Here is a 22070-nt window from a genome sequence, read left to right on the forward strand (position 1 = left end):
CAGGGCAATGACACTCTGGCGTCAGTTTGTTGTTTTCCGGACCAGTGATGCGGAAATCCACCCAACCTGTTGCCCCGGCAACACGCGCAGGCGCAGCCAGCCGGTGCCCGATTCGCTCAATACCTCGACTTGCTGGCCAAGACCGGCTTTGCCAATGATCGGATAGATAGTTCCGGGGCCGTCCCGCAGGTTGACGCGGGTGCCCGAAATCTCGCGGATGTCCTTAGGTGTTTCAACGGTTGAGGACAGGTCCACTGTTGGCAGTTCGGCATCTGTGGTGACCTGTTCAAGCGAGGCGACGCCTTGTTCCAGCGACGCCAAGGTAAGAGTAACATTCTCGTCGCTAAACAACGATGGGTTTGCCTTTAGACCCGCAGCCACCTGCGATAGCAGCGCTTTGGTTTCTTCTTCGCCCAGCTCGGCGACAGGTTCGGCAGTCACTTGCACCACCTCGGCAGTCACCGGCACGACAGGTTCAGATTTGATGGCCGCTTGTGTGACAAGGTTTTCAACAGGCGCAGGTTCGATCGCCGGCGCAGCCGGTTTTGGTGCAACAGCAACGCGTTCAGGTTTAGCTTCGCGCACACCGCGCGGTTCAAAGTCCGGACCTCCGCTCATCACGTAAAAGGTCCAGCCGAGAGCGGCAAAAGTAACAAGTATCAGGCGCATAGTGGCCGTCCCCCAAGGTAATCGTAACAACAATATTAGGCAGCAATTATTCAATTGTTGGAATGGTAGCATAATTGTAACGCCGAGTCGAAAATTCGGGGAAAACACACACTTGCCTCCCCCTGTTGCAAAAAGCGCGACTTGTCCCCAGCAAAATACTTGCTGCTTGCTTTACCAAGGCGCGCTTGCGTCGTATCACATCATATATGAACGATACCATCGACGACCCCAACATGGAGGCCCCCGAAGGTGGGGGCGAGGTAGCCGAACCGCTGCGCCGCGCGATAGGTGAGCGCTATCTGACCTATGCGCTCTCTACCATCATGCATCGCGCCCTGCCTGACGCGCGCGACGGGCTGAAGCCGGTTCACCGGCGAATCCTCTATGCGATGAGGGAATTGCGACTCAGTGCAACCGGAGGTTTTCGGAAGTCCGCCAAGATCTCGGGCGATGTGATGGGTAACTATCACCCACATGGCGACGCTGCGATCTACGACGCGATGGCGCGATTGGCGCAGGACTTCAACGTCCGTTACCCGTTGGTCGACGGGCAAGGGAACTTTGGCAATATCGACGGGGATAACCCGGCTGCTTCGCGATACACCGAGGCGCGGATGACCATCGTCGCCGAAGCGCTGCTTGAAGGGTTGAACGAAGACGCTGTCGATTTCCGCGACAACTATGACGGCACGTTGACCGAACCGGTGGTGTTGCCTGCGCAATTCCCCAACCTTTTGGCCAATGGTGCCAGCGGTATCGCTGTGGGTATGGCGACGAACATTCCGCCGCACAATATTGCCGAGCTGTGCGATGCCTGCCTGCATCTGATCAAGACGCCGGATGCCCGCGACGATACGTTGCTGAACTACGTGCCTGGACCGGACTTCCCGACTGGTGGCGTGATTGTCGAGCCGCCCGAGAACATCGCGCAGGCCTATCGCACCGGGCGCGGCTCATTCCGTCTGCGTTGCAAATACGAGGTCGAAGATCTGGGGCGCGGCCAGTGGCAGATCATCGTCACTGAAATTCCGTATCAGGTTCAGAAATCCAAGCTGATCGAAAAGATCGCAGAGCTGATCCAGACCAAGAAAATCCCGATTCTCGCCGATGTGCGCGACGAATCTGCCGATGACATCCGGTTGATCCTTGAGCCTCGATCTAAAAACGTGGACCCCGAGGTGCTGATGGGCATGCTCTATCGCAACTCGGACCTTGAGGTGCGGTTCAGTCTGAACATGAACGTGCTGATCGACGGCGTAACGCCCAAGGTCTGTTCGATGAAGGAAGTGCTGCGTGCCTTCCTCGATCACAGACAAGAGGTGCTAATCCGACGCTCACGTCACCGCATGGCGAAGATCGACCATCGGTTGGAGGTCTTGGAGGGCTTTATCGTCGCTTTCCTGAACCTTGATCGTGTGATCGACATTATCCGCTATGACGACGACCCCAAAGCCGCGCTGATGCGCGAGGATTGGGGCATCGACCACGTCCGCGCCACCGATGAGTCTGACTACGTCACGCCCAAGCTGGGTGAGGGCGAACTGTCCGAGGTTCAGGTCGACGCCATCCTGAACATGCGCTTGCGCAGCTTGCGCCGTCTGGAAGAGATGGAGTTGGTCCGCGAACGCGACGAGCTGATGCTGGAACGCGCCAATCTTGAAGACCTGCTGGCAGATCCCGCCCTGCAATGGGCCAAGATTGCCGAGCAGTTGAAAGAGACCAAGAAAACTTTCGGCAAGGATTACGAAGGCGGCGCGCGTCGCACGATGTTCGCCGAGGCCGGACAAGTCGAAGAAGTTCCGCTTGAGGCAATGATCGATAAGGAGCCGATCACGGTCGTCTGTTCTCAGATGGGCTGGATTCGCGCCATGACAGGCCATATCGACCTGAAGCGCGAATTGAAGTTCAAAGATGGTGATGGCCCGCGTTTCATTTTCCACGCGGAAACCACAGATCGCCTGCTGGTGTTTGCCTCGAATGGGCGCTTCTACACTGTCAGTGCGGCCAATCTGCCCGGTGGACGGGGCATGGGCGAACCGCTGCGCCTGATGGTCGATCTTCCGAACGAGGCGCAGATCATCGATATCCTGATCCATAAGCCGGGGCGTAAGCTGCTGGTGGCCTCGGATGCGGGCAACGGGTTCATGGTGCCCGAAGATGACGTGCTGGCACAGACCCGTAACGGCAAACAGGTATTGAATGTAAAAGGCGACGAGTCGGCGATGATCTGCAAGCCGGTCGCAGGAGATCACGTGGCTGTCGTGTCTCAGAACGGCAAATTCCTCGTATTCCCAACAGAAGAGCTGCCCGAGATGACCCGTGGCAAAGGTGTGCGCTTGCAGAAATACAACATGGCGCGCGGGCGGCAGGGTACGCTGGAGCTGGATGGAGGGTTGTCCGACATTACCACCTTCAACTGGGAAGAGGGACTGAAATGGTCCATGGGTGGCGACAAAACCCGGCACGAGGCCGACATGTCCCAATGGCTGTCGAAACGTGCCAGCGTTGGTAAAAAACCGCCCTATGGCTTCCCGCGGGATTACAAGTTCTCGTGATCGCAAAAGTGGAAATCTGCCGATACGGGTTGGCACAAGCCGCATCGGTGCGCTAGATCAAAGAAAAACAGGCCTATCGAGACGAGACCATGTTGCGCATTCTGACCTTGATCACCGGATTGGCCCTGATGGGCGCTTGCACGCAGACGCAGTTATACGAAGAGCCCGAGTCGTTGGGCGAATTCAAGCTGCGCGTCAACTACGCGTTCGCTGATAAGGCCGTTCAGGGACCGGTCAGCCGGGACGCTACCCCGGACGAATGGACTGCGGCGATTCAGAATGCGGTCGATATTCGCCTGGGACGTTATGAAGGGGCTCAGGAATACGACATCGGCATCAGTCTGGAAGGCTATATGCTGGCCCCGCCCGGCATACCCGTGATCTACAATCCCAAAAGCACGGCGATTGTGTTGGTCAATGTCTATGATGTTAAGAAAAAAGAGTTCCTTGCCAAAGGAAAGCAATTTCAGGTGTTGGAAGACACGACAGGTGGAAGTGCGCTGAAAGGGTCGGGGCATGAGCGCACCAAGGAAGAACAAATGAGCGGTCTGGCCCTGAAAGTTGCTGATCGCGTCGAGGAATGGCTAGCCGAAGAACACCTTGAGCAAGGGTGGTTCGACAAGCGGCCTGACCTGATCCAACCGCTGGAATCTGTCGAGGTCACGCAAAATCCGGCGTGATCGGCGTATTTCCCTCAGGATGTGCTTGATTTTCCCCCCTGAACCAAATATCTCGCGCGCGCAGATGTAACCACGGGACCAAGGGTCCCCCAAATCGCAAAAGGGCGCCTGAGGAATGGCAAAGGAAAAGTTTGAGCGTACAAAACCGCACGTCAACATCGGCACGATTGGCCACGTTGACCATGGTAAAACGACGCTGACCGCAGCAATCACCAAGTATTTCGGTGACTTCAAAGCGTATGACCAGATTGACGGTGCGCCGGAAGAAAAAGCGCGCGGCATCACCATCTCGACCGCCCACGTGGAATACGAGACCGACAACCGCCACTATGCGCACGTTGACTGCCCCGGCCACGCCGACTACGTCAAGAACATGATCACCGGTGCTGCCCAGATGGACGGCGCGATCCTGGTTGTGAACGCCGCTGACGGCCCGATGCCGCAAACGCGTGAGCACATCCTGCTGGGCCGCCAGGTTGGCATCCCGAAGATGGTCGTGTTCATGAACAAAGTTGACCAGGTTGACGACGAAGAGCTGCTGGAACTGGTGGAAATGGAAATCCGCGAGCTGCTGTCTTCGTATGAATACCCCGGCGACGATATTCCGATCATTGCAGGTTCGGCTCTGGCCGCGATGGAAGGCAACAACCCGGAAATCGGCGAAGAGAAGATCAAGGAACTGATGGCGGCTGTTGATGACTACATCGACACCCCTGAGCGTGCTGTTGACCAGCCGTTCCTGATGCCGATCGAAGACGTGTTCTCGATCTCGGGCCGTGGTACCGTTGTGACCGGCCGTGTTGAGCGTGGCGTGATCAACGTTGGCGACGAGATCGAAATCGTCGGCATCCGCGACACTTCGAAAACCACCTGCACCGGCGTTGAAATGTTCCGCAAGCTGCTGGACCGCGGTGAAGCAGGCGACAACATCGGCGCGCTGCTGCGTGGTGTTGACCGTGACGGCGTTGAGCGTGGCCAGGTTCTGTGTAAGCCGGGTTCGGTTACACCGCACACCAAGTTCGAAGCCGAAGCCTACATCCTGACCAAGGAAGAAGGCGGTCGTCACACCCCGTTCTTCGCGAACTACCGTCCGCAGTTCTACTTCCGTACAACTGACGTGACCGGCACCGTGACCCTGGCCGAAGGCACCGAGATGGTCATGCCTGGCGACAACGTGTCGTTCGGCGTTGAGCTGATCGCACCGATCGCGATGGAGCAGGGCCTGCGCTTCGCGATCCGCGAAGGCGGCCGCACCGTCGGCGCCGGCGTTGTGTCGAAAATCATCGAGTAAGGCGCGCTTGTCGCGCCTGGTTGCGGCAGGCGATTTTCCTCAGGAAAATCTGCCGGGAGCAACTCGGTAAAGAACTAAAGAAGGCCGTCCAACAGGGGGCGGCCTTTTTCTTTTTCGGAAACGCCCGCCAAAATGCTACCTTCTTTCATATTGAGACATTGCAATTCGAAAGAGGTCACAAGATGCACGTATCGGCTCGTTCACTCTGTCTTGTCGCGGCACTCGCGTTTTCGTCTTCTTCGGCGGCGTCCCAACAAGTTGCGGATCGCATCTATCTCGGGGGTCCAATTGTCACGATGAATGACAAAAGCCCCACTGCCGAAGCGGTCGCAGTCAAAGACGGACGCATACTGGCCGTCGGTTCACTATCTGATCTGTCCACACATCAAGGTGATGGAACGGAAACCTTCAACCTGAACGGACGCGCGATGCTGCCGGGCTTTGTGGACAGCCACGGTCATGTCGTCATGGGTGGATTGCAGGCTTTGTCCGCCAACCTCCTCGCGCCGCCGGATGGGGACGTCGTAGATATTGCGACCCTGCAATCAACACTGTCCAACTGGGCCGCTGAGAACGCGGAAGCCGTTGAGCAGGTGAAAATGATCATCGGCTTTGGCTATGACAATGCGCAACTGAAGGAACTGCGTCACCCGACACGGCAAGATCTGGACATGGTGTCCGAGGATTTGCCTGTGATCATCATTCATCAATCCGGGCATCTTGGTGTCGCAAATTCAAAAGCTCTGGAGTTGGCAGGCATCACTGCCGCTTCAGAGGCGCCTCCCGGCGGGGTCATTCAGCGCGATGAAGCCGGAGAACCCAATGGTGTTTTGGAAGAATACGCGTTCTTTTCGGTGCTCGTTCCCATACTTGGAAATCTGGGCGAGGAGGGCTTGGCCGCCTTTGCCAGAGCCGGAACTGAACTTTGGGCAAAGTTTGGATATACGACCGGACAAGAAGGCCGATCTTCGGGTGAGATTGTCGAAGTCCTCAAGAAAGTTGCTGCCGAAGATGGTCTGCCCATAGACGTGGTCGCTTTTCCAGATGTGTTGGAGTCGAGGGACTATATCGGAGAAAACACCTCAGCGGATTACGGTGACCGCGTCCGGGTTGGCGGCTGCAAGCTTACAATCGACGGCTCGCCGCAAGGTTTCACGGCGTTGCGGGACCGACCCTATTACAACCCGGTTGGAAACTACGCCGCCGGGTATGCCGGATATGCAGCAATAACGATGGAGCAGCTTCAGGATGCGGTAAACTGGTGTTACGAAAACGGCTTCCAGATCCTCGTGCATTCCAACGGCGAAGGGGCATCTGACATGTTGATCGCGGCCCTTGAAGAGGCGCAGATCAAATATGGTGACCCGGGCAATCGCCCTGTTTTGATCCACGGCCAATTTCTAAGAGAGGATCAGGTCGCCAGTTTTAAACGGCTGGGCGTGTTTCCATCGCTGTTCCCGATGCATACATTCTATTGGGGTGATTGGCACCGGGATCATACTGTGGGGCCGGTCAACGCTGACAACATCTCACCCACGGGATGGCTGCGAGAACGTGACATGATGTTCGGGACACATCACGATGCCCCGGTCGCATTTCCCGACAGCATGCGTGTACTTGCCGCGACCGTTACGCGTCGCACACGGTCGGGCGACATTTTGGGACCGCATCAGAGGGTCGACGTCATGACTGCCCTGAAAGCCATGACAATTTGGCCTGCCTGGCAGCATTTCGAAGAAGATGAAAAGGGCTCTATCAAAGTTGGAAAAGTTGCGGATTTTGTGATCCTGTCGGATGACCCCACAGCGGTCGACTCCGAAACGCTGGCAGAGCTTGAAGTGCTTGTAACTGTAAAAGGCGACGAGGTCGTCTATGAAGCAGATGAAGGCGTCCGAGAGGGTAACTTGCAGTTCTCGCCATTTTCAAACGACCCTGTGATTGCCCATCTTTTTCTGCATGCGGTTTATCAGGGCATGAAAGTTGAAGACCCATGGCTTGTAGGAAAGGAGCTTGAGTGAACGGCCCGACGTAACCAGAGGTGCGGGCACCAGTAAAAAAACGAACAAACCGATGTCGCTTTGTCAAAAGCGTCGTTCCAGCCCGAGCTCGAAATTGGTCTCAGTAAAACTATAGGCCGGGATGTCGGACTCCGTTCGGCTGTACTCAATCAAACCAAACGGGGAAAACCCGTTTCCAATGAAAAGGTCGTTCTTTTCAATCCGTAAACGCGACCCCCAAGAGGTTTCGTTTGGTGTTATCGCGACGACTTATGGGCCAGGGACAAATGGCGAAGCTTACGGAGTGTTTTATGGCCCGAACGCCGAAGAAGTTGGTGGGACGTTCCAAGCGTCCGGCGCCAACGGCGTATCGCATATCGGGTCGTTCGGCGCGGATTGATAGACGGAAAGGAGCCCTTTTTGTGAAGGGCTCCTTTCACCGTCGGTAAAGAGCTGAGCTACTGGCCGGTAATGTCAGTCTCGAAACTAGGACAACGCTGATTGTGCTGCTGCGCGTACAGCACGGATGTTCTCACCGTACACGTCCGGCTGGTCCACCGATCCACCTTTGAAAACAGCCGAACCGGCCACCAGTACGTCGGCACCTGCAGCTGCGACCAACGGGGCAGTTTTTGGATCCACGCCACCATCGATTTCGATATGTACCGGACGGTCACCAATCATTTCGCGCAGCTTGCGCACCTTGCCGGTCATATCGATGAATTTCTGACCTCCGAATCCGGGGTTCACCGTCATTACACAAACCAGATCGGTAAGATCCAGCAGGTGCTCGACCGCTTCTGCCGGCGTTCCGGGGTTCAGGGCGACGCCTGCTTTCATACCTGCCGCGCGGATCGCTTGCAGGGTGCGATGTGTATGCGGGCCCGCCTCAACATGTGCGGTCAGAATGTCCGCTCCGGCATCGGCATACGCCTGGATGTAAGGATCAACAGGGGTGATCATCAGGTGCACATCCATCACGGTTTTCACGTGCGGGCGGAAGGCTTTGACGGCGGGTGGGCCAAAGGTCAGGTTCGGAACGAAATGACCATCCATGACATCCACGTGGACCCAATCTGCGCCTTGTGCCTCGATGGCCTGAATCTCTGCTCCGAAGTTGGCGAAGTCGGCAGACAGGATCGATGGAGCAATCTTGATGGTGCGGTCAAAGCTCATGATGGCCTCGTATCAAAAAAAGAGTCGCCGAAGCGTATACCTGTGGGGCAGGGGGATGGATAGCCCCCGCAACGGCTGGTCCGTTACAAAACTTTCACCACGCTGACACATATCCGTTGAATGGCATCTGTAGCTGACCGCCAACATCATTTGGGGGTGGCACGTGCTGCATATCAAGAAACTGACCAAACGCTTTGGCGACAACGTTGCTGTGGATGCTGCGACGCTGGATGTGGACAAGCCTTGCATGATCGGGATTATCGGACGGTCTGGTGCAGGCAAGTCGACCCTGCTACGGATGATTAACCGACTGACGGACTCTAGCGATGGTCAGATCCTGTTCGAAGGTCGTGACGTGACCCAACTGAAGGGCCGCGAAAAGCGCGCCTGGCAAGCTGACTGCGCCATGATCTTTCAGCAGTTCAATCTGGTGCCGCGTATGGATGTTGTGTCGAACGTTCTGCATGGCACTCTGAACCGTCATTCGACCCTGGCGACCATGTTCAACCTGTTTCCGATGGAAGACATCCATCGCGCTATCGACATACTTGATCGTCTTGGTATTGCCGAGCACGCACCGAAGCGCGCGGAGGCCCTGTCGGGCGGCCAGCAACAGCGCGTCGCTATCGCACGCGCCCTGATGCAGGACCCCAAGATCATTTTGGCGGACGAGCCCATCGCCTCGCTGGACCCAATGAACGCTCAGGTGGTGATGCAGGCGCTGCGCCGTATCCACGAAGAGGACGGTCGCACCGTCATCGCCAACCTGCACACACTTGATACAGCACGCCGCTACTGCGACCGCGTGGTCGGAATGCGCGACGGGCGCATCGTCTTTGACGGGCTGCCCGAACAACTGACGACCGGTGTCGCCCGCGAAATCTATGGTGCCGATGCCAGCTTCTCGGAAGAGGCGACATCGACCGAGATCGAAACTCTGGACGCCACCCAGAAGGCCCTGATGGAAGCGGAAGCAACCATCTGAGCCACCAACCCCCTTTCATCGCCCGGCCCGATGAAAGGCCGGGGCAATCAAACTGGAGAGAGACAGATGAAAAAACTGATTGCTGCCTTTGCGGCGACAACTGCGCTTGCCGCCCCGGCCATGGCACAGGACATCAGCGAATTCCGCATAGGCATTCTGGGCGGTGAGAACGCTCAGGACCGTCTGAACAACAACGAATGCCTGCGCGAATACACCGAAGAAACGCTGGGTGTTGAGACCAAGCTGTTTGCGCCTGCCGATTATAACGGTGTGATCCAGGGTCTGCTGGGCGGCACTATCGACATGGCATGGTTGGGCGCGTCGGGTTACGCCAAAACTTATCTGAGCGATCCCGAAGCGGTTGAGCCGGTTCTGGTTAAGGTGAACGTCGACGGCGGTTACGGGTATTACTCGGTTGGTTTTGCCCGCAAGGACAGCGGCATCACCTCGTTGGAAGACATGAAAGGCAAGACCTTTGGTTTTGGCGATCCGAACTCGACCTCGGGCTACCTGATCCCGTCCATAGAAATCCCGCAGGCCACCGGTGCCACCATGGACTCAGGCGACTACTTTGGTGAAGTGAAGTTCACCGGCGGTCACGAGCAGACCATCGTCGCGGTCAACAATGGTGACGTTGATGGTGGTGTTACCTGGGCCGATGGTCTTGGCAACTGGGAAGACGGATACAACTCGGGCGCGCTGCGCCGTGCAGTTGATGCCGGTCTGGTCGACATGAACGACATGGTTGAAATCTGGAAATCCAAGCCGATCCCGGAAGGTCCGGTTGTTCTGCGTACAGCGCTGCCTGCGGATGTCAAAGAGAAGATGACAGCCCTGATGGCTGGCCTGCACGAGAAAGACCGCGATTGCTTCTACGGCGTTGCCGCAGGTGAGGCGAAAGCGTTCGAGCCGATCACGCATGATGCCTACGAAGTCATCATCGAAGCACGCAAGCTGAAGTCCAACTAAGCCTGCATACCCAATGATCGGGGTCCGGTGAAAATCCGGGCCCCGTTTTTCCACCCAGGAGCATTCCATGACAGACCTGACCGCTGGGTCCCCGACCGTCGACCAGATCCGCGATGACTATACGGCGATGACGCGCCGCAAACGGGTCTATGGTGGTATCCTCCTGATCCTGTTCGTTGCCGTTATGGCCTCGGGCTTTCGTGTTGCTGACGACCGCAACGCTGGCAGTTTCCGCGATGGCTGGACGCGTATTTTCGACTACCCCGCTGAGGTTTTGGCCGAGGCGTGGGAAAAAATCGGCGCGCTGCCGGAAAACCTGGCCAAGTTTTTCCCCGCACTGATCGAAACACTGAATATCGCCGCCGCTTCGACCTTGATCGGCGCGATTGCAGGCACGTTTCTGGCCCTGATGTCGACGCGCGGCATGGCACTTTGGCCCGCCTTGATCCCTTTGTTTCGACGAATTGCAGATGTGTGCCGCGCGGTCCCCGAGATTGTGATCGCACTAGTTCTGATTTTCATTTTGGGCGGTGGTCCGGTTCCGGCGATGATTGCGATTGCCATTCACACAGCAGGTGCACTGGGCAAGCTGTTCTCCGAGGTCAACGAAAACGCCTCGCTCAAGCCGGTCGAGGGCCTGCATTCGGTGGGTGCGAACTGGTCGCAACGCATGTATCTGGGCGTGATCCCACAGGTCGGACCGAATTATGTCAGCTACGCGTTGCTGCGGTTCGAAATCAATATTCGCGCCTCGGCCATCCTGGGTTTTGTTGGCGCTGGTGGTCTGGGCTATGAGCTGCGCAACGCCATGTCCTGGGGGCAGGGGCGGTACGATGAGGCCGCGGCCATTTTCCTTTTGCTTTTCGTAACAATCGTCGTCGTGGATCAGCTGTCCGGTGTCCTGCGCGACCGTCTGACTCATGGGACGGAAAAAGGAGCCTCGGTATGAGCACCTTCGCAACCAATCTGACCGTCGATGAGCTCAAAGCCGAAGCAGACCGTCTGTTCAGTCGCAAAAGACTGATGAATTTCGGGCTGCCCGCGCTGGTGCTTGTCTATCTGGTCTACGTCTTCTTTGCGTTTGACGTTCCCGGCCTTGCAGCGCGTGCGAATTGGGAAAACGGCAAGACCCTTGTGTCCGACAGCTACAGCTACAAGACGCATATCGAGCGTGACAACCGCACCGGCGAGGTTTCGGCCGCGATCGAGGGCGAACGCAAGGGCGCATATCCTGAAGGTCAGGCCCCGGACTGGGTGACGCTGGGCGAGACAACCGTGATCGATCTGGAAGACGGCCACGTGGTGCGGTTCGGGCCGGAAACGGTCGAATATGACATCCCCGGTTATGGAACTGTTCGGGCAACACCCAGCCGGTCGGCGGGCGTACAGGCAGAGTTGCCTGCGGGTGACGTACCAGAGTGGATCAACGTTTCGAAGAACCGCTTGGCAATCAAGACGGATGCTGGCCGTTTGACCGTCACACGCAATCGGTCGGAAGTGTTTCGCTACTTCACCGGGTGGGAGTTGTTCTGGTTCACGCTCGACAGCCCCTATTACGGCAAGTCCTTCCCCGAACTGGCCGGGCGGGCGGCGTCGGGTGAGGCGGGTGCAATTTTTAATGACTTCTGGACCAACAAGATGTGGCGGCATCAGGATGTGGCTTGGGCGATCTTCGAGACGATCCTGATGGCGTTTCTGGGCACGCTGGGCGCGGCCATGGTCGCGTTGCCACTGGCCTTCCTTGCAACGCGCAACTTCAACCCGATGAAATCCATCCGCTTTGCTATGCGTCGCGTTTTCGACTTCGTGCGCGGTGTGGACGCCTTGATCTGGACCGTGGTGCTGGCCCGTGCCTTTGGCCCCGGACCTTTGACAGGCGCGCTGGCCATTCTGGTGACTGACACCGGGACCTTCGGTAAGATTTTCTCGGAAGCGTTGGAGAATGTGGACCAGAAGCAAATCGAGGGCGTTCAGTCCACAGGCGCAAATGCGCCGCAGAGATATCGTTTTGGGGTCATTCCGCAGGTCACGCCTGTGTTGCTGAGCCAGCTGTTGTATTTTCTGGAATCCAACACCCGCAGCGCGACGGTGATTGGTGCAATCACAGGCGGTGGCATTGGCCTTCTGCTGACGCAGGCAATCATCACGCAAAAGGATTGGGAAGAGGTCGCATACTACATCATCCTGATCATCCTGATGGTCATGTTGATGGACTGGTTCTCGGGTTGGCTGCGCAAACGATTGATCCAGGGCGAAACGGGTAAAAAACGCAAGCCGCGCGATGCTGCACGCAAGACATTCCTGTTACCCTGAACAAAGATGGGGACATTCAATGGCACGACTGCGCGCTGATCAGCCGTATATTCATAATGATTGTCAGATCACCAACAGCGGCTTTGGTGCATATGTCGAGATTGGTGCTGGCAGCCGAGTGGCAAACTCGGTTTGGGGCGACTATTCCTATTGCGACCGGACTTGTGATATCGCCAATGCCGAAATTGGAAAGTTCGCAAACATAGCAAGCTTTACTCGCATCGGAGCGACAGATCACCCGATGGACAAGGCCTCGCTGCATCATTTTCACTATCGTTCCGCCGACTATTGGGACGATGCCGAAGATGATGCGGATTGGTTCGCGCATCGCGCCAGTCGCACCGCCCGGATCGGGCATGATACCTGGATCGGACATGCCGCGATCATCAAGCCCGAGGTCACGATCGGCAATGGTGCCGTGGTCGCTTCAGGTGCGGTGGTTACCAAAGACGTACCGCCTTATACGATTGTTGCAGGTGTCACGGCTCAGGTGCTGCGCAACAGGTTCCCCGAGGGCGTCGCGGACAGGATGGAACAACTTGCGTGGTGGGATTGGGAAAACGCCAAGCTTCGCGCGGCTTTGCCGGATTTTCGCACCCTAAGTGCCGAAGCGTTTTTGGAAAAGCACGCGTAACTCTGTTCTCGCAGATCCAAGAGCCGAAAACCCCTTTTGGGGGTCTATTCTTCGTTCAGGGTCAGCGTGACCCGCTCACCCGCGAAAACGGTTCGCCCATATTCAACCGGCTGGCCATCTGGATCGGCGTTCACGCCGACCGAGAATAGAACCGGAGCCCCCTCGGACAGTTGAAGCTGCAGGGCTTGTGTTGCCGTTGCCCCGCGTGCTGTCAAACGGGTCGAGATGCGTGTGTAATCCGCGATGCCGTTGGCTTGCAGAGCTTTTGTAACCGATTGCGTTTCAGTCAGCGTCTGCAACAGGTCGGGAAAACGCGCGGCTGGAAAAACGCTTTGAAACACGGCCACAGGCTGCCCGTCCGCCAATGACAGACCGTCATAGACATGCACCGGATCACCTTTGTCCAAACCCAAGGCTTCGGCTTCTGCTTCATCTGCCGCGCGTGTGGTCAGCGCGAGGATTTTTTTGCCCGGCATCTTACCGCTGGCCGAGATGTTTTTGTGATACCGAACTCTTTTGCCGATTGGATAGTCAGTTGGTCGTGCTGCCACGAACACGCCTGCGCCGCGCCTGGCGTGGACGAGACCTTGTTGCGACATGTCTGCCAACGCGCGCCGCACAGTGTGGCGATTGACGCCATAAGTGGCGGCCAATTGTGCTTCGGTCGGCAGGCGATCTCCGGTTTGATAGCGCCCTTCGGCGATGTCCGAGGTCAGGCGCAGGGCGATGCTTTTCCAGATCGGCGTTTTGCTCATGTCATCAAATCTTCACACCATCGCGGATTGCGACTCGGATGCCTAAAGGGTAATATTTGTCTAGTTGTATAGTTCATGTAGACAACCCGGCCAAGAGGCTTTGATGACAAATCAGACAGAAATCGCGACGCAGGCGCGGAAGGAATGGATGGGTCTGCTGGCCCGTGCGCCGGACGATGCTTTGATGAGGCTATGGGATGGCATTCAGGACCGCCCAAGTTTTGAATGGCTGCGCAGCCCTGAAGTGGGCGGCGTCATGGTGAGAGGTCGCACCGGAGCTACCGGAGCGCCGTTCAATCTGGGCGAAATGACCACCACGCGCTGTTCGGTCGTGCTGCAGGATGGCACGGTTGGTCACGGATATGTGCAGGGCAGGTCCAAGCCCAAGGCCAAAGCCGCAGCGTTGATTGATGCCATGATGCAGACGACTTCCGCGGATGAGTTGAAGGCAAAGCTGATCAACCCGCTGCGGACGCAAATGCAGAAGACCAAAACCGCGCGCGCCGCCAAGGCAGCTGCAACGAAGGTCGAGTTTTTCACACTGGTCCGGGGGGAAGACTGATGGCTGCGCAAACACAGTTTTCCGGGGGCTTTCAAAACGCGCCTGTCCAGGCCGCCCACGCGTTTCGTGCGGCCATGACCGTCATGGCGCGCCCGGGTGATATTCGCACCCTAACGGGCAGTGAACCCCCTGCGCCTTTGTCCGTGGCAGCAGGTACGCTGTTGCTGACGCTGTGCGACCCCGAAACGAAGGTGCATCTGGCCAGTGACGCTGATACCGATGCGGTTCGCAAATGGCTGACCTTCCACACGGGCGCGCCGATTGTGTCAGCGGATCAGGCGGATTTTGCCGTTGGTACGTGGGGCGCGTTAGGTCCTTTGAACGCCTATCGTATCGGGACGCCGGAATACCCGGACCGGTCTGCGACCCTAATTGTAGAATGCGACCAGCTTGAGCAAAGCGGTGCCATACTGAGCGGCCCTGGGATCAAGGACACCGCGCGGTTGTCTCTGCCGGATGTTCCAGCGCTTCAAGGCAATGCGATGCTGTATCCGCTGGGGTGCGATTTCTTCTTTACCTGCGGTGACAGGATCGCGGCTCTGCCGCGCAGCACGCAGATCAGGACAGAGGGCTAAGCGATGTATGTAGCTGTCAAAGGGGGCGAAAAAGCCATCGAGAACGCCCATACGTGGCTGGCCGAAGAACGCCGGGGCGCGACTGATGTGGCGGAACTGAGCCTTGCGCAGATCCGCGAACAACTGAGCCTTGCCGTAAACCGGGTCATGGCTGAAGGGTCGTTGTTCGACCCCGACCTTGCGGCGCTGGCAATCAAGCAAGCGCGTGGTGATCTGATTGAGGCGATCTTTCTGGTCCGTGCTTACCGTACGACTCTGCCGCGCTTTGGCTATTCCAACCCGGTCGAGACCTCTCAGATGGCGTGTGACCGCCGGATCTCGGCCACGTTCAAGGATGCGCCCGGCGGGCAGGTTCTCGGTCCGACTTTCGACTACACCCACCGTTTGCTGGACTTCAAACTGGCTGCTGATGGTGAAGCCCCTAAGGCACCCGAAGGCGCGGCACGTCAGGAGCCGACGCCCCATATCACCGAGTTCCTGAAAGGTGAGGACATCATTCAGGATGAATCCGCCAGCGATGACACCCCGGGCGACCTGACCCGCGAGCCGATGGAGTTTCCGTCAAACCGTCCCTTGCGCTTACAGTCGCTGACCCGCGGGGACGAGGGCTTTGTACTGGGCATGGCCTATTCCACCCAGCGCGGCTACGCCCGCAACCATGCGTTTGTCGGCGAACTGCGCATCGGCAAGGTCGCGGTCGAAATGGACATCCCCGAGCTGGGTTTCGCCATTGATATTGGTGAAGTCGAGCTGACTGAATGTGAGACGGTCAACCAGTTCACGGGCTCGAAGACAGAACCGCCACAGTTCACACGTGGCTATGGTCTGGTCTTTGGTCAGTCCGAAAGAAAATCCATCGCGATGGCTCTGGTCGATCGCGCGCTGCGTTGGGAAGAACTGGGCGAAGACAATCTGGGTGCACCGGCGCAGGACGAAGAATTTGTCCTGAGCCATGCGGATAACATTCAGGCCACAGGTTTCCTCGAACATATCAAACTGCCGCATTACGTCGACTTCCAGTCTGAGCTGGAGCTGGTCCGCAAACTGCGTCGCGAGGCTGAAGAACGCATTATGCCAAAGGAGGCCGCGGAATGAAGGCCGTCGTTTTTGACATCGGAAATGTGCTGATCCGATGGGATCCGCATCTGGCCTGGTTGGGCGAGATGGGCAGCCGCGAGGCCGTGGCCGAGTTCCTGACCCGCATCGATTTTCAAGATCGCAATCTGAGGGCGGATGGCGGAGAGAATTTCGCCGATCTGGCGTCAGAACTGGATGACGCCGAAGACCGGCAACGCCTGAGTGTGTATGTTGAGCACTATGCCATGACTGTTCCGCAAAAGATCGAAGGAACCTGGCAACTGCTCTATCGATTGAAGGAGCAAGGCACGCAGGTTCACGCAATTACAAACTGGTCGGCGGAAACATGGCCGGTTGGTGTTGGCGCGCATCCCGAGTTGGGCGACGTCTTCGATGTGACCATCGTGTCCGGTCAGGAAAAGCTGTTGAAACCGCAGCCTGAGATTTTTCATCGCTTGTGTGAGCGGGCCGGGCTTGCGCCTGAAAACTGCATTTTCATCGACGACGGGCTGCACAACGTCGACGGCGCGCGCGCCGTTGGCATGGATGGCATCCACTTTACGACGCCTCAAGCGCTGGAAAGCGCGTTGATTGAAAGAGGTCTCCTATGAGCGAGTACAACTTCGCCTACCTGGACGAACAAACCAAGCGGATGATCCGCCGGGCGATCCTGAAAGGTCTGGCTGTGCCTGGGTATCAGGTTCCCTTTGCCAGCCGCGAGATGCCCATGCCCTATGGCTGGGGGACGGGTGGCGTTCAGGTCTCGGCGGCGACACTGACGCCCGAGGATACGTTCAAAGTGATCGACCAAGGCGCAGACGACACCACCAACGCAGTGTCGATCCGCAAGTTCTTTGAGAACACCGCCGGAGTTGCCACCACGGAGGAGACGAAAAAAGCAACTGTCATCCAGACTCGCCACCGCATCCCCGAGGCGAAACTGCGCGAAGACCAGATCATCGTCTATCAGGTGCCGATCCCGGAACCTCTGCGCTTTTTGGAGCCGCGCGAGACCGAGACGCGCAAAATGCACAGCCTTGAAGAATACGGGCTAATGCATGTGAAACTGTACGAGGACATCAGTCAGCACGGGGCGATCTCAACCGCTTATGCCTATCCGGTCAAAGTATCAGGCCGGTATGTGATGGACCCGTCTCCGATCCCGAAATTCGACAACCCAAAGCTTGAGATGGACGCGATCCAGCTTTTTGGTGCAGGGCGCGAACAGCGTATCTATGCAGTGCCCCCGCATACCAAGGTCGTGAGCCTCGATTTCGAGGATTACCCGTTTGAGGCCACCAAAGCCAACCATCCCTGCGATCTGTGTGGGGCCGAGGACAGCTATCTGGATGAGGTTATCATGGATGACGCAGGCAACCGAATGTTTGTCTGCTCGGACACCGATTATTGCCGGTCGCGCCGTGAGGCAGGCCACGTGGGCCGACTGGCTGAGGAGGACGCGGCATGACCCCCCTGTTGCAAGTCAAGGGCATCGAAAAGCGCTATGGCGCGCGGATCGGATGCGCGGATGTGAGCTTCGATCTCTACCCCGGAGAAGTGATGGGGATCGTCGGTGAAAGTGGTTCAGGTAAGTCGACCTTGCTGAATTGTCTGGCCGGGCACCTGGAACCGGACGCCGGGCAAGTGATCTTTGATACCCGAGTGGATGGACCGGTAGACACAGTCACCATGTCCGAGCCGGAACGTCGAATGCTCGGCCGCACTGACTGGGCCTTTGTGCATCAGCACGCACGCGACGGGCTGCGGATGTCTGTCAGCGCGGGGGGCAATATTGGTGAGCGGCTGATGGCCGTTGGCGACCGGCACTATGGCGAGATTCGGGACAAGGCCGTCGACTGGCTGGGCCGGGTCGAGATTGAAGCAGCCCGTGTGGATGATCGCCCCAGCGCGTTTTCTGGCGGGATGCAGCAGCGTCTGCAAATCGCGCGCAATCTGGTGACGGGCCCTCGGCTGGTGTTCATGGACGAACCGACTGGAGGGCTGGACGTATCCGTGCAGGCGCGCTTGCTGGATTTGTTGCGCGGTCTAGTGCGTGAAATGGGGCTGAGCGCCATCATCGTGACGCATGATCTGGCCGTGGTGCGCTTGCTGGCGGATCGGCTGATGGTGATGAAAAGCGGTCATGTGGTCGAAGCTGGGCTGACCGATCAGGTGCTGGACGACCCGCAGCATGCCTACACGCAGTTGCTTGTGTCCAGCGTATTGCAGGTTTGAGTATTTAGGAAAAGATGAAGCGATGATTGAACTGATCGATGTGAGCAAGAGCTTCACCCTTCATAATCAAGGCAGCGCCGTGATCCCGGTTATGGAAGGCGCGTCGTTGAAAGTAGTGCCGGGGGAATGTGTCGCCCTGACGGGGGCGTCCGGTGCAGGTAAGTCCACACTCATGCGGGTGATCTATGGCAACTATCTGGCCGCTTCTGGTCAGGTGCTGGTCGGGGGGCTGGACGTTGCGAAAGCCGAGCCGCGCCAGATCCTGTCGCTGCGTCGCGATACTTTGGGTTATGTCAGCCAGTTCCTGCGGGTTGTGCCTCGGGTGCCGACGCTGGAGGTTGTGGCAGAGCCGCTGCTGGCCGTAGGCACGGACAAACAAGTTGCGTTGGATAAGGCGGCTGGGTTGCTGAAACGGCTGAATATTCCCGAGCGTTTGTGGACCCTGAGTCCAACGACATTCTCTGGCGGAGAGCAGCAGCGGGTGAACATTGCGCGTGGCTTTGCGCATGAATATCCTGCGATGTTACTGGATGAGCCGACGGCGAGCCTGGATGCGCAGAACCGGGAAACCGTTTTGTCTCTGATTGAAGAGGCAAAGCAACGTGGTGCGGCGATTGTTGGGATTTTCCACGATCTTGAAGCCCGCGAGCGAGTCTGTGATCGTGAAGTCAATGTCTCGGACTTTACACCGGGGCTGGCTGCATGACGCTTGCCCCGGTCATAGCCGTTGTCGGACCTTCGGGGGTCGGCAAAGACAGCGTCATGGGGGCGTTGGTGGCCCATGCGCCCGGTATCCAGCGCTTGCGCCGAGTGATTACCCGTCCCGAAGGGGAAGAGGGTGAGGATTTCGACCGGGTTTCCGTCGCGACGTTTCAACAGATGGAGCAGGCCGGGGCTTTTGCGCTGAGCTGGCCTGCACATGGGCTGTTTTACGGTGTGCCGAACAAGATCACACAGCAGCGGCAGATAGCTGACGCTGTTCTGGTCAACCTGTCTCGTGCCGTGTTGGTGCAGGCGCAGGAGGTGTTTGGGGACCTGATCGTGATTTCCCTGACGGCCGAAGCTGATGTTTTGGCGCAGCGCCTATCCGCAAGAGGGCGGGAAAGCGCAGCAGAACAGGCGCGGCGGCTGGGTCGTGCCAAAGCGCCTTTGCCTGATGGTTTGAAACGGGTCATCGAAGTCGACAACTCCGGTGCGCTGGAAGACACCGTCGCCGAGATCCTTGCGCGACTTCAACCGGAAAGCGCGTAGCGATGGATCAGGTGAAACCGACCATCCTCAGCCTCGCCCATCAGCGCCAGATCGGTGATCTGGAAGGGCTGCGGCAGCAACGGGGCCAGATGGGCTTGCAGCGCCTCTTGGGTGGCCCGAAGGGTCGGTTTGTCCAGCTTGCCGCTGAGCGTGATGTGAAAGCGAAAACCGTCCAGCACATAAGGATAGCCCCATTGAACCAGATTGGCCTCCTGTTCCGGTGTCAGGCCAGCGGCGCGGCGGCGGGCCAGTTCAGCCTCGGATGCGGCTTCGCGAAAATTGTCCAATTGCTGAACACAAGCGGCGGCCAGGGTGTTCAATGCTTGCGTCTCACCCATGGGGCGCAGGGCCAGAAAGCGGCCAAGCCGCGCGATCTCGAGGCCATCCAGCGTGACAGGAGGTTGGTTGGAGGCGAACGAGCCGCAAGCTGCGTGCAAGGCGTCGAAGGTCTGGACTGCGCGCAGTCGGAAGGGGGGTTTCATCGTCGCGTGCAGCCCGTATTTACGTGGCACTTCCGTGACTGCGGCAACGTCGATGTCTCCGACTACCGGATGCGCGACCAAAGATCCGGTTTCCATGTCCCAACCCAGCCAGCTGGTTGCAAATTTCGTCCACTCCGCCTTAGCGGGTGGCGCAAAATAGATCGCGTATCGCGTGAATGTCACATTGGCCTCCTATTGCGTGGCCTTCCACTACCTCAAACTGCGTGAAGTTCAGATGACAGAAGACTTGATCCTTGCCAATGCCACGCTTGTGTTGCCGAATGAAACCGTAACCGGCAGCGTCCGGATTGTGGGCGAGACCATCGCCGAGATTGATACCGGAAACGCGGTTCCGTCTGGTGCAATCGATTGCGAAGGCGATTATGTCAGCCCTGGTCTGGTTGAATTGCACACAGACAACCTTGAACGCCACATTCAACCCAGGCCACGGGTAGACTGGCCTCATGCAGCTGCGATCCTTGCACATGACGCGGAATTGGCCAGCACCGGGATCACGACCGTGTTTGATGCCATGCGGGTCGGATCGATCCCGTCAGGAGCAGCGCGTTATGGAAAATACGCGCGTGGCCTGTCGCAGGAATTGTGGGATCTGCGCGAACAGGATGCGTTGAAGATCAGCCATTTCCTGCATTTGCGGGCCGAGGTGTGTTCTGAAACTTTGGTCGAAGAGCTGGATGAGTTCGGGCCAGAGGATCGGGTTGGTCTTGTGTCCATCATGGATCACACACCCGGACAGCGGCAGTTCCGCGACATGACCAAACTTGAGGCATATATGAAGGGCAAACATGCGATGGACGATGACACATTCCTGCAGCATGTGGCCCAGTTAAAGGGTCTTCGCGACCGTAATGGCGATGTGCATGAGGTTGAGACCGTCAAAGCCGCGCGTCGTTTTGGGGCGGTTTTGGCCAGTCATGACGATACGACGGAAGATCAGGTGAAAGTCTCGGCAGGTCACGGTATCCGACTGGCTGAGTTTCCGACCACGGTCGAGGCAGCGCGTGCCTGTCACGATCACGATATCAAGGTCATGATGGGGGCACCCAACATCATTCGCGGTGGCTCGCATTCGGGCAACGTCGCGGCGCGCGATTTGGCCGAACTTGGGCATCTGGACATCATGTCATCGGATTATGTGCCGTCGGCCCTGCTGTTGTCGGCGGCCATGCTGGGCGAGATGTGGGATGATATAGCGCGCGGTATGAAAACGGTCACTTTGGCCCCTGCGCTGGCCGCGGGACTGGAAGATCGGGGTGAGTTACGCGCCGGCGCCCGAGCCGATGTCATCCGTTTCCGGATGCGGGCCGGGGTTCCTGCGCTTAATTCGGTCTGGGCGCGTGGTCGGCGTGTCGCCTGATCAGGCGGTGTAGAACAGGTATCGGTCCGGGGCAATCGTCTCGGGCCCTTTGATCTGGTTAAAGCCGACAAGGGGCTGACCGGAAATCAGCAAACCGCCGGGCTGCATGACTTGCGCGACCAATGGACTGAGCCGCGCGGCTTCAGCCACATCTTCCTGTTTGATCCCGCGTCCGAAATCGTAATGTGCCAACGCGATCTTTTGCCCGTCTGCCGCCAGTTTCTTGAGCATCGGCTCGGCCTCACCTTGCAGGAAATCTTCGGCCGGAGGGGTGCTGTCCGGGTGGCATTGCAGGACCCGGTCCATCACCCAGATTCGGCGTTCCGGTAGGATTTCGCGCAGGTGATCATAGGTGCGGCCATTGCCCAAACCCATGTCCAGCACATCACCTGGCTGTCCGCTGATGCGCTGGGCAGCCCAGTTCAACCCGTCGCGTTGAGCCGTCAGTCGGCGCAGCATGGAATCCAGTCGGCTCATGGTGGTGTC

General features: G+C 57.9%; 24 protein-coding genes. 19 read left to right on the forward strand and 5 right to left on the reverse strand.

Translation table 11 applies throughout. From position 1 onward, the window contains the following. Positions 1-21: 21 nt before the first annotated feature. Positions 22-669, reverse strand: a complete 648-nt coding sequence (locus tag GS646_RS03480; RefSeq protein WP_253746759.1) for an SH3 domain-containing protein — start codon at positions 667-669, stop codon at positions 22-24. A 206-nt stretch (positions 670-875) separates the two neighbouring features. On the opposite strand from GS646_RS03480, the gene parC reads away from it, so the two are divergent. The 5 genes from parC to GS646_RS03505 all read left to right on the forward strand — a co-directional run bounded on the left by parC (position 876) and on the right by GS646_RS03505 (position 7592). Further along, entirely contained in the window at positions 876-3224 is a 2349-nt protein-coding gene (gene parC / locus GS646_RS03485; protein ID WP_171648461.1) for a DNA topoisomerase IV subunit A, read from the forward strand. An 89-nt stretch (positions 3225-3313) separates the two neighbouring features. Further along, the gene (locus tag GS646_RS03490) at positions 3314-3904 is read left to right on the forward strand and encodes a hypothetical protein (protein WP_171188974.1); all 591 of its coding nucleotides are present in this window, start codon (positions 3314-3316) and stop codon (positions 3902-3904) included. A gap of 115 nt (positions 3905-4019) precedes the next feature. Further along, on the forward strand, positions 4020-5195 hold the full coding sequence (gene tuf, locus GS646_RS03495; RefSeq protein ID WP_171182005.1) for an elongation factor Tu: 1176 nt from the start codon (positions 4020-4022) through the stop codon (positions 5193-5195). 182 nt (positions 5196-5377) lie between these two features. Next, positions 5378-7213, forward strand: coding sequence for an amidohydrolase (locus GS646_RS03500; protein WP_171647612.1), 1836 nt, complete (start codon positions 5378-5380; stop codon positions 7211-7213). Between the two features lie 178 nt (positions 7214-7391). Then, entirely contained in the window at positions 7392-7592 is a 201-nt protein-coding gene (locus tag GS646_RS03505) for a transferrin-binding protein-like solute binding protein (protein WP_171094457.1), read from the forward strand. Positions 7593-7678: 86 nt separating this feature from the next. Here GS646_RS03505 and rpe read toward each other — a convergent pair whose 3' ends face one another. Then, entirely contained in the window at positions 7679-8368 is a 690-nt protein-coding gene (gene rpe / locus GS646_RS03510) for a ribulose-phosphate 3-epimerase (protein WP_171094455.1), read from the reverse strand. A gap of 163 nt (positions 8369-8531) precedes the next feature. On the opposite strand from rpe, the gene phnC reads away from it, so the two are divergent. From phnC to GS646_RS03535, 5 genes are all read left to right on the forward strand, one after another. Next, positions 8532-9353: a phosphonate ABC transporter ATP-binding protein gene (gene phnC / locus GS646_RS03515; protein WP_171094453.1), complete on the forward strand. Its 822-nt coding sequence runs from the start codon at positions 8532-8534 to the stop codon at positions 9351-9353. Between the two features lie 66 nt (positions 9354-9419). Further along, on the forward strand, positions 9420-10322 hold the full coding sequence (phnD, locus tag GS646_RS03520) for a phosphonate ABC transporter substrate-binding protein (protein ID WP_171094452.1): 903 nt from the start codon (positions 9420-9422) through the stop codon (positions 10320-10322). Positions 10323-10389: 67 nt separating this feature from the next. Beyond that, a complete protein-coding gene (gene phnE / locus GS646_RS03525; RefSeq protein ID WP_171647611.1) occupies positions 10390-11271 on the forward strand; it encodes a phosphonate ABC transporter, permease protein PhnE in 882 nt (293 codons plus the stop codon). After that, complete coding sequence (gene phnE, locus GS646_RS03530) at positions 11268-12635, forward strand: phosphonate ABC transporter, permease protein PhnE (protein WP_171647609.1); 1368 nt, start codon at positions 11268-11270, stop codon at positions 12633-12635. The genes phnE (GS646_RS03525) and phnE (GS646_RS03530) overlap by 4 nt, the downstream gene beginning before the upstream one ends. A 19-nt stretch (positions 12636-12654) precedes the next feature. Next, positions 12655-13269, forward strand: a complete 615-nt coding sequence (locus GS646_RS03535; protein ID WP_171187112.1) for a chloramphenicol acetyltransferase — start codon at positions 12655-12657, stop codon at positions 13267-13269. A 44-nt stretch (positions 13270-13313) separates the two neighbouring features. Here GS646_RS03535 and phnF read toward each other — a convergent pair whose 3' ends face one another. Further along, complete coding sequence (gene phnF / locus GS646_RS03540; protein ID WP_171187110.1) at positions 13314-14024, reverse strand: phosphonate metabolism transcriptional regulator PhnF; 711 nt, start codon at positions 14022-14024, stop codon at positions 13314-13316. A 103-nt stretch (positions 14025-14127) separates the two neighbouring features. Between phnF and phnG the strand changes: the two genes are divergently transcribed. Genes phnG through phnN form a run of 8 tightly spaced genes read left to right on the forward strand, consistent with a single transcriptional unit; the run spans position 14128 to position 19724 of the window. Then, positions 14128-14586, forward strand: a complete 459-nt coding sequence (gene phnG / locus GS646_RS03545) for a phosphonate C-P lyase system protein PhnG (protein ID WP_171647607.1) — start codon at positions 14128-14130, stop codon at positions 14584-14586. After that, a complete protein-coding gene (gene phnH, locus GS646_RS03550; protein WP_171187106.1) occupies positions 14586-15161 on the forward strand; it encodes a phosphonate C-P lyase system protein PhnH in 576 nt (191 codons plus the stop codon). Before phnG ends, phnH begins: the two co-directional genes overlap by 1 nt. A gap of 3 nt (positions 15162-15164) precedes the next feature. Continuing rightward, positions 15165-16256: a carbon-phosphorus lyase complex subunit PhnI gene (locus tag GS646_RS03555; protein WP_171187105.1), complete on the forward strand. Its 1092-nt coding sequence runs from the start codon at positions 15165-15167 to the stop codon at positions 16254-16256. After that, a complete protein-coding gene (locus tag GS646_RS03560) occupies positions 16253-16849 on the forward strand; it encodes an HAD family phosphatase (protein ID WP_171647605.1) in 597 nt (198 codons plus the stop codon). The genes GS646_RS03555 and GS646_RS03560 overlap by 4 nt, the downstream gene beginning before the upstream one ends. Next, positions 16846-17706, forward strand: coding sequence for an alpha-D-ribose 1-methylphosphonate 5-phosphate C-P-lyase PhnJ (locus tag GS646_RS03565; protein WP_171187100.1), 861 nt, complete (start codon positions 16846-16848; stop codon positions 17704-17706). Before GS646_RS03560 ends, GS646_RS03565 begins: the two co-directional genes overlap by 4 nt. Further along, positions 17703-18473 (forward strand): phosphonate C-P lyase system protein PhnK, encoded by a 771-nt coding sequence (gene phnK / locus GS646_RS03570; protein ID WP_171187098.1) that lies wholly within the window; start codon positions 17703-17705, stop codon positions 18471-18473. The genes GS646_RS03565 and phnK overlap by 4 nt, the downstream gene beginning before the upstream one ends. Positions 18474-18495: 22 nt before the next feature. After that, the gene (phnL, locus tag GS646_RS03575) at positions 18496-19179 is read left to right on the forward strand and encodes a phosphonate C-P lyase system protein PhnL (RefSeq protein ID WP_171187095.1); all 684 of its coding nucleotides are present in this window, start codon (positions 18496-18498) and stop codon (positions 19177-19179) included. Next, entirely contained in the window at positions 19176-19724 is a 549-nt protein-coding gene (gene phnN / locus GS646_RS03580; protein ID WP_171187093.1) for a phosphonate metabolism protein/1,5-bisphosphokinase (PRPP-forming) PhnN, read from the forward strand. Before phnL ends, phnN begins: the two co-directional genes overlap by 4 nt. On the opposite strand, the gene GS646_RS03585 is transcribed toward phnN, so the two are convergent. Beyond that, complete coding sequence (locus GS646_RS03585) at positions 19706-20389, reverse strand: DUF1045 domain-containing protein (protein ID WP_171647603.1); 684 nt, start codon at positions 20387-20389, stop codon at positions 19706-19708. The genes phnN and GS646_RS03585 overlap by 19 nt on opposite strands. 52 nt (positions 20390-20441) lie before the next feature. Here GS646_RS03585 and GS646_RS03590 point away from each other — a divergent pair, with 52 nt between their 5' ends. Continuing rightward, the gene (locus GS646_RS03590; protein WP_171647622.1) at positions 20442-21584 is read left to right on the forward strand and encodes an alpha-D-ribose 1-methylphosphonate 5-triphosphate diphosphatase; all 1143 of its coding nucleotides are present in this window, start codon (positions 20442-20444) and stop codon (positions 21582-21584) included. Here GS646_RS03590 and GS646_RS03595 read toward each other — a convergent pair whose 3' ends face one another. Then, positions 21585-22061, reverse strand: a complete 477-nt coding sequence (locus GS646_RS03595) for a class I SAM-dependent methyltransferase (protein ID WP_171647601.1) — start codon at positions 22059-22061, stop codon at positions 21585-21587. Positions 22062-22070: the final 9 nt, after the last annotated feature.

The organism is Ruegeria sp. HKCCD4315 (assembly GCF_013112245.1).
GTDB lineage: Bacteria > Pseudomonadota > Alphaproteobacteria > Rhodobacterales > Rhodobacteraceae > Ruegeria.

Coding starts and splice junctions, on each gene's coding strand:
- GS646_RS03595 (WP_171647601.1), bottom strand. CDS start 22,061: ATGAGCCGACTGGATTCCATGCTGCGCCGACTGACGGCTCAACGCGAC.
- parC (WP_171648461.1), top strand. CDS start 876: ATGAACGATACCATCGACGACCCCAACATGGAGGCCCCCGAAGGTGGG.
- phnG (WP_171647607.1), top strand. CDS start 14,128: ATGACAAATCAGACAGAAATCGCGACGCAGGCGCGGAAGGAATGGATG.
- tuf (WP_171182005.1), top strand. CDS start 4,020: ATGGCAAAGGAAAAGTTTGAGCGTACAAAACCGCACGTCAACATCGGC.
- phnE (WP_171647609.1), top strand. CDS start 11,268: ATGAGCACCTTCGCAACCAATCTGACCGTCGATGAGCTCAAAGCCGAA.
- GS646_RS03555 (WP_171187105.1), top strand. CDS start 15,165: ATGTATGTAGCTGTCAAAGGGGGCGAAAAAGCCATCGAGAACGCCCAT.
- GS646_RS03560 (WP_171647605.1), top strand. CDS start 16,253: ATGAAGGCCGTCGTTTTTGACATCGGAAATGTGCTGATCCGATGGGAT.
- GS646_RS03490 (WP_171188974.1), top strand. CDS start 3,314: ATGTTGCGCATTCTGACCTTGATCACCGGATTGGCCCTGATGGGCGCT.
- GS646_RS03565 (WP_171187100.1), top strand. CDS start 16,846: ATGAGCGAGTACAACTTCGCCTACCTGGACGAACAAACCAAGCGGATG.
- GS646_RS03500 (WP_171647612.1), top strand. CDS start 5,378: ATGCACGTATCGGCTCGTTCACTCTGTCTTGTCGCGGCACTCGCGTTT.
- phnD (WP_171094452.1), top strand. CDS start 9,420: ATGAAAAAACTGATTGCTGCCTTTGCGGCGACAACTGCGCTTGCCGCC.
- GS646_RS03535 (WP_171187112.1), top strand. CDS start 12,655: ATGGCACGACTGCGCGCTGATCAGCCGTATATTCATAATGATTGTCAG.
- phnF (WP_171187110.1), bottom strand. CDS start 14,024: ATGAGCAAAACGCCGATCTGGAAAAGCATCGCCCTGCGCCTGACCTCG.
- phnE (WP_171647611.1), top strand. CDS start 10,390: ATGACAGACCTGACCGCTGGGTCCCCGACCGTCGACCAGATCCGCGAT.
- phnK (WP_171187098.1), top strand. CDS start 17,703: ATGACCCCCCTGTTGCAAGTCAAGGGCATCGAAAAGCGCTATGGCGCG.
- GS646_RS03590 (WP_171647622.1), top strand. CDS start 20,442: ATGACAGAAGACTTGATCCTTGCCAATGCCACGCTTGTGTTGCCGAAT.
- phnH (WP_171187106.1), top strand. CDS start 14,586: ATGGCTGCGCAAACACAGTTTTCCGGGGGCTTTCAAAACGCGCCTGTC.
- phnN (WP_171187093.1), top strand. CDS start 19,176: ATGACGCTTGCCCCGGTCATAGCCGTTGTCGGACCTTCGGGGGTCGGC.
- rpe (WP_171094455.1), bottom strand. CDS start 8,368: ATGAGCTTTGACCGCACCATCAAGATTGCTCCATCGATCCTGTCTGCC.
- GS646_RS03505 (WP_171094457.1), top strand. CDS start 7,392: ATGAAAAGGTCGTTCTTTTCAATCCGTAAACGCGACCCCCAAGAGGTT.
- phnL (WP_171187095.1), top strand. CDS start 18,496: ATGATTGAACTGATCGATGTGAGCAAGAGCTTCACCCTTCATAATCAA.
- GS646_RS03480 (WP_253746759.1), bottom strand. CDS start 669: ATGCGCCTGATACTTGTTACTTTTGCCGCTCTCGGCTGGACCTTTTAC.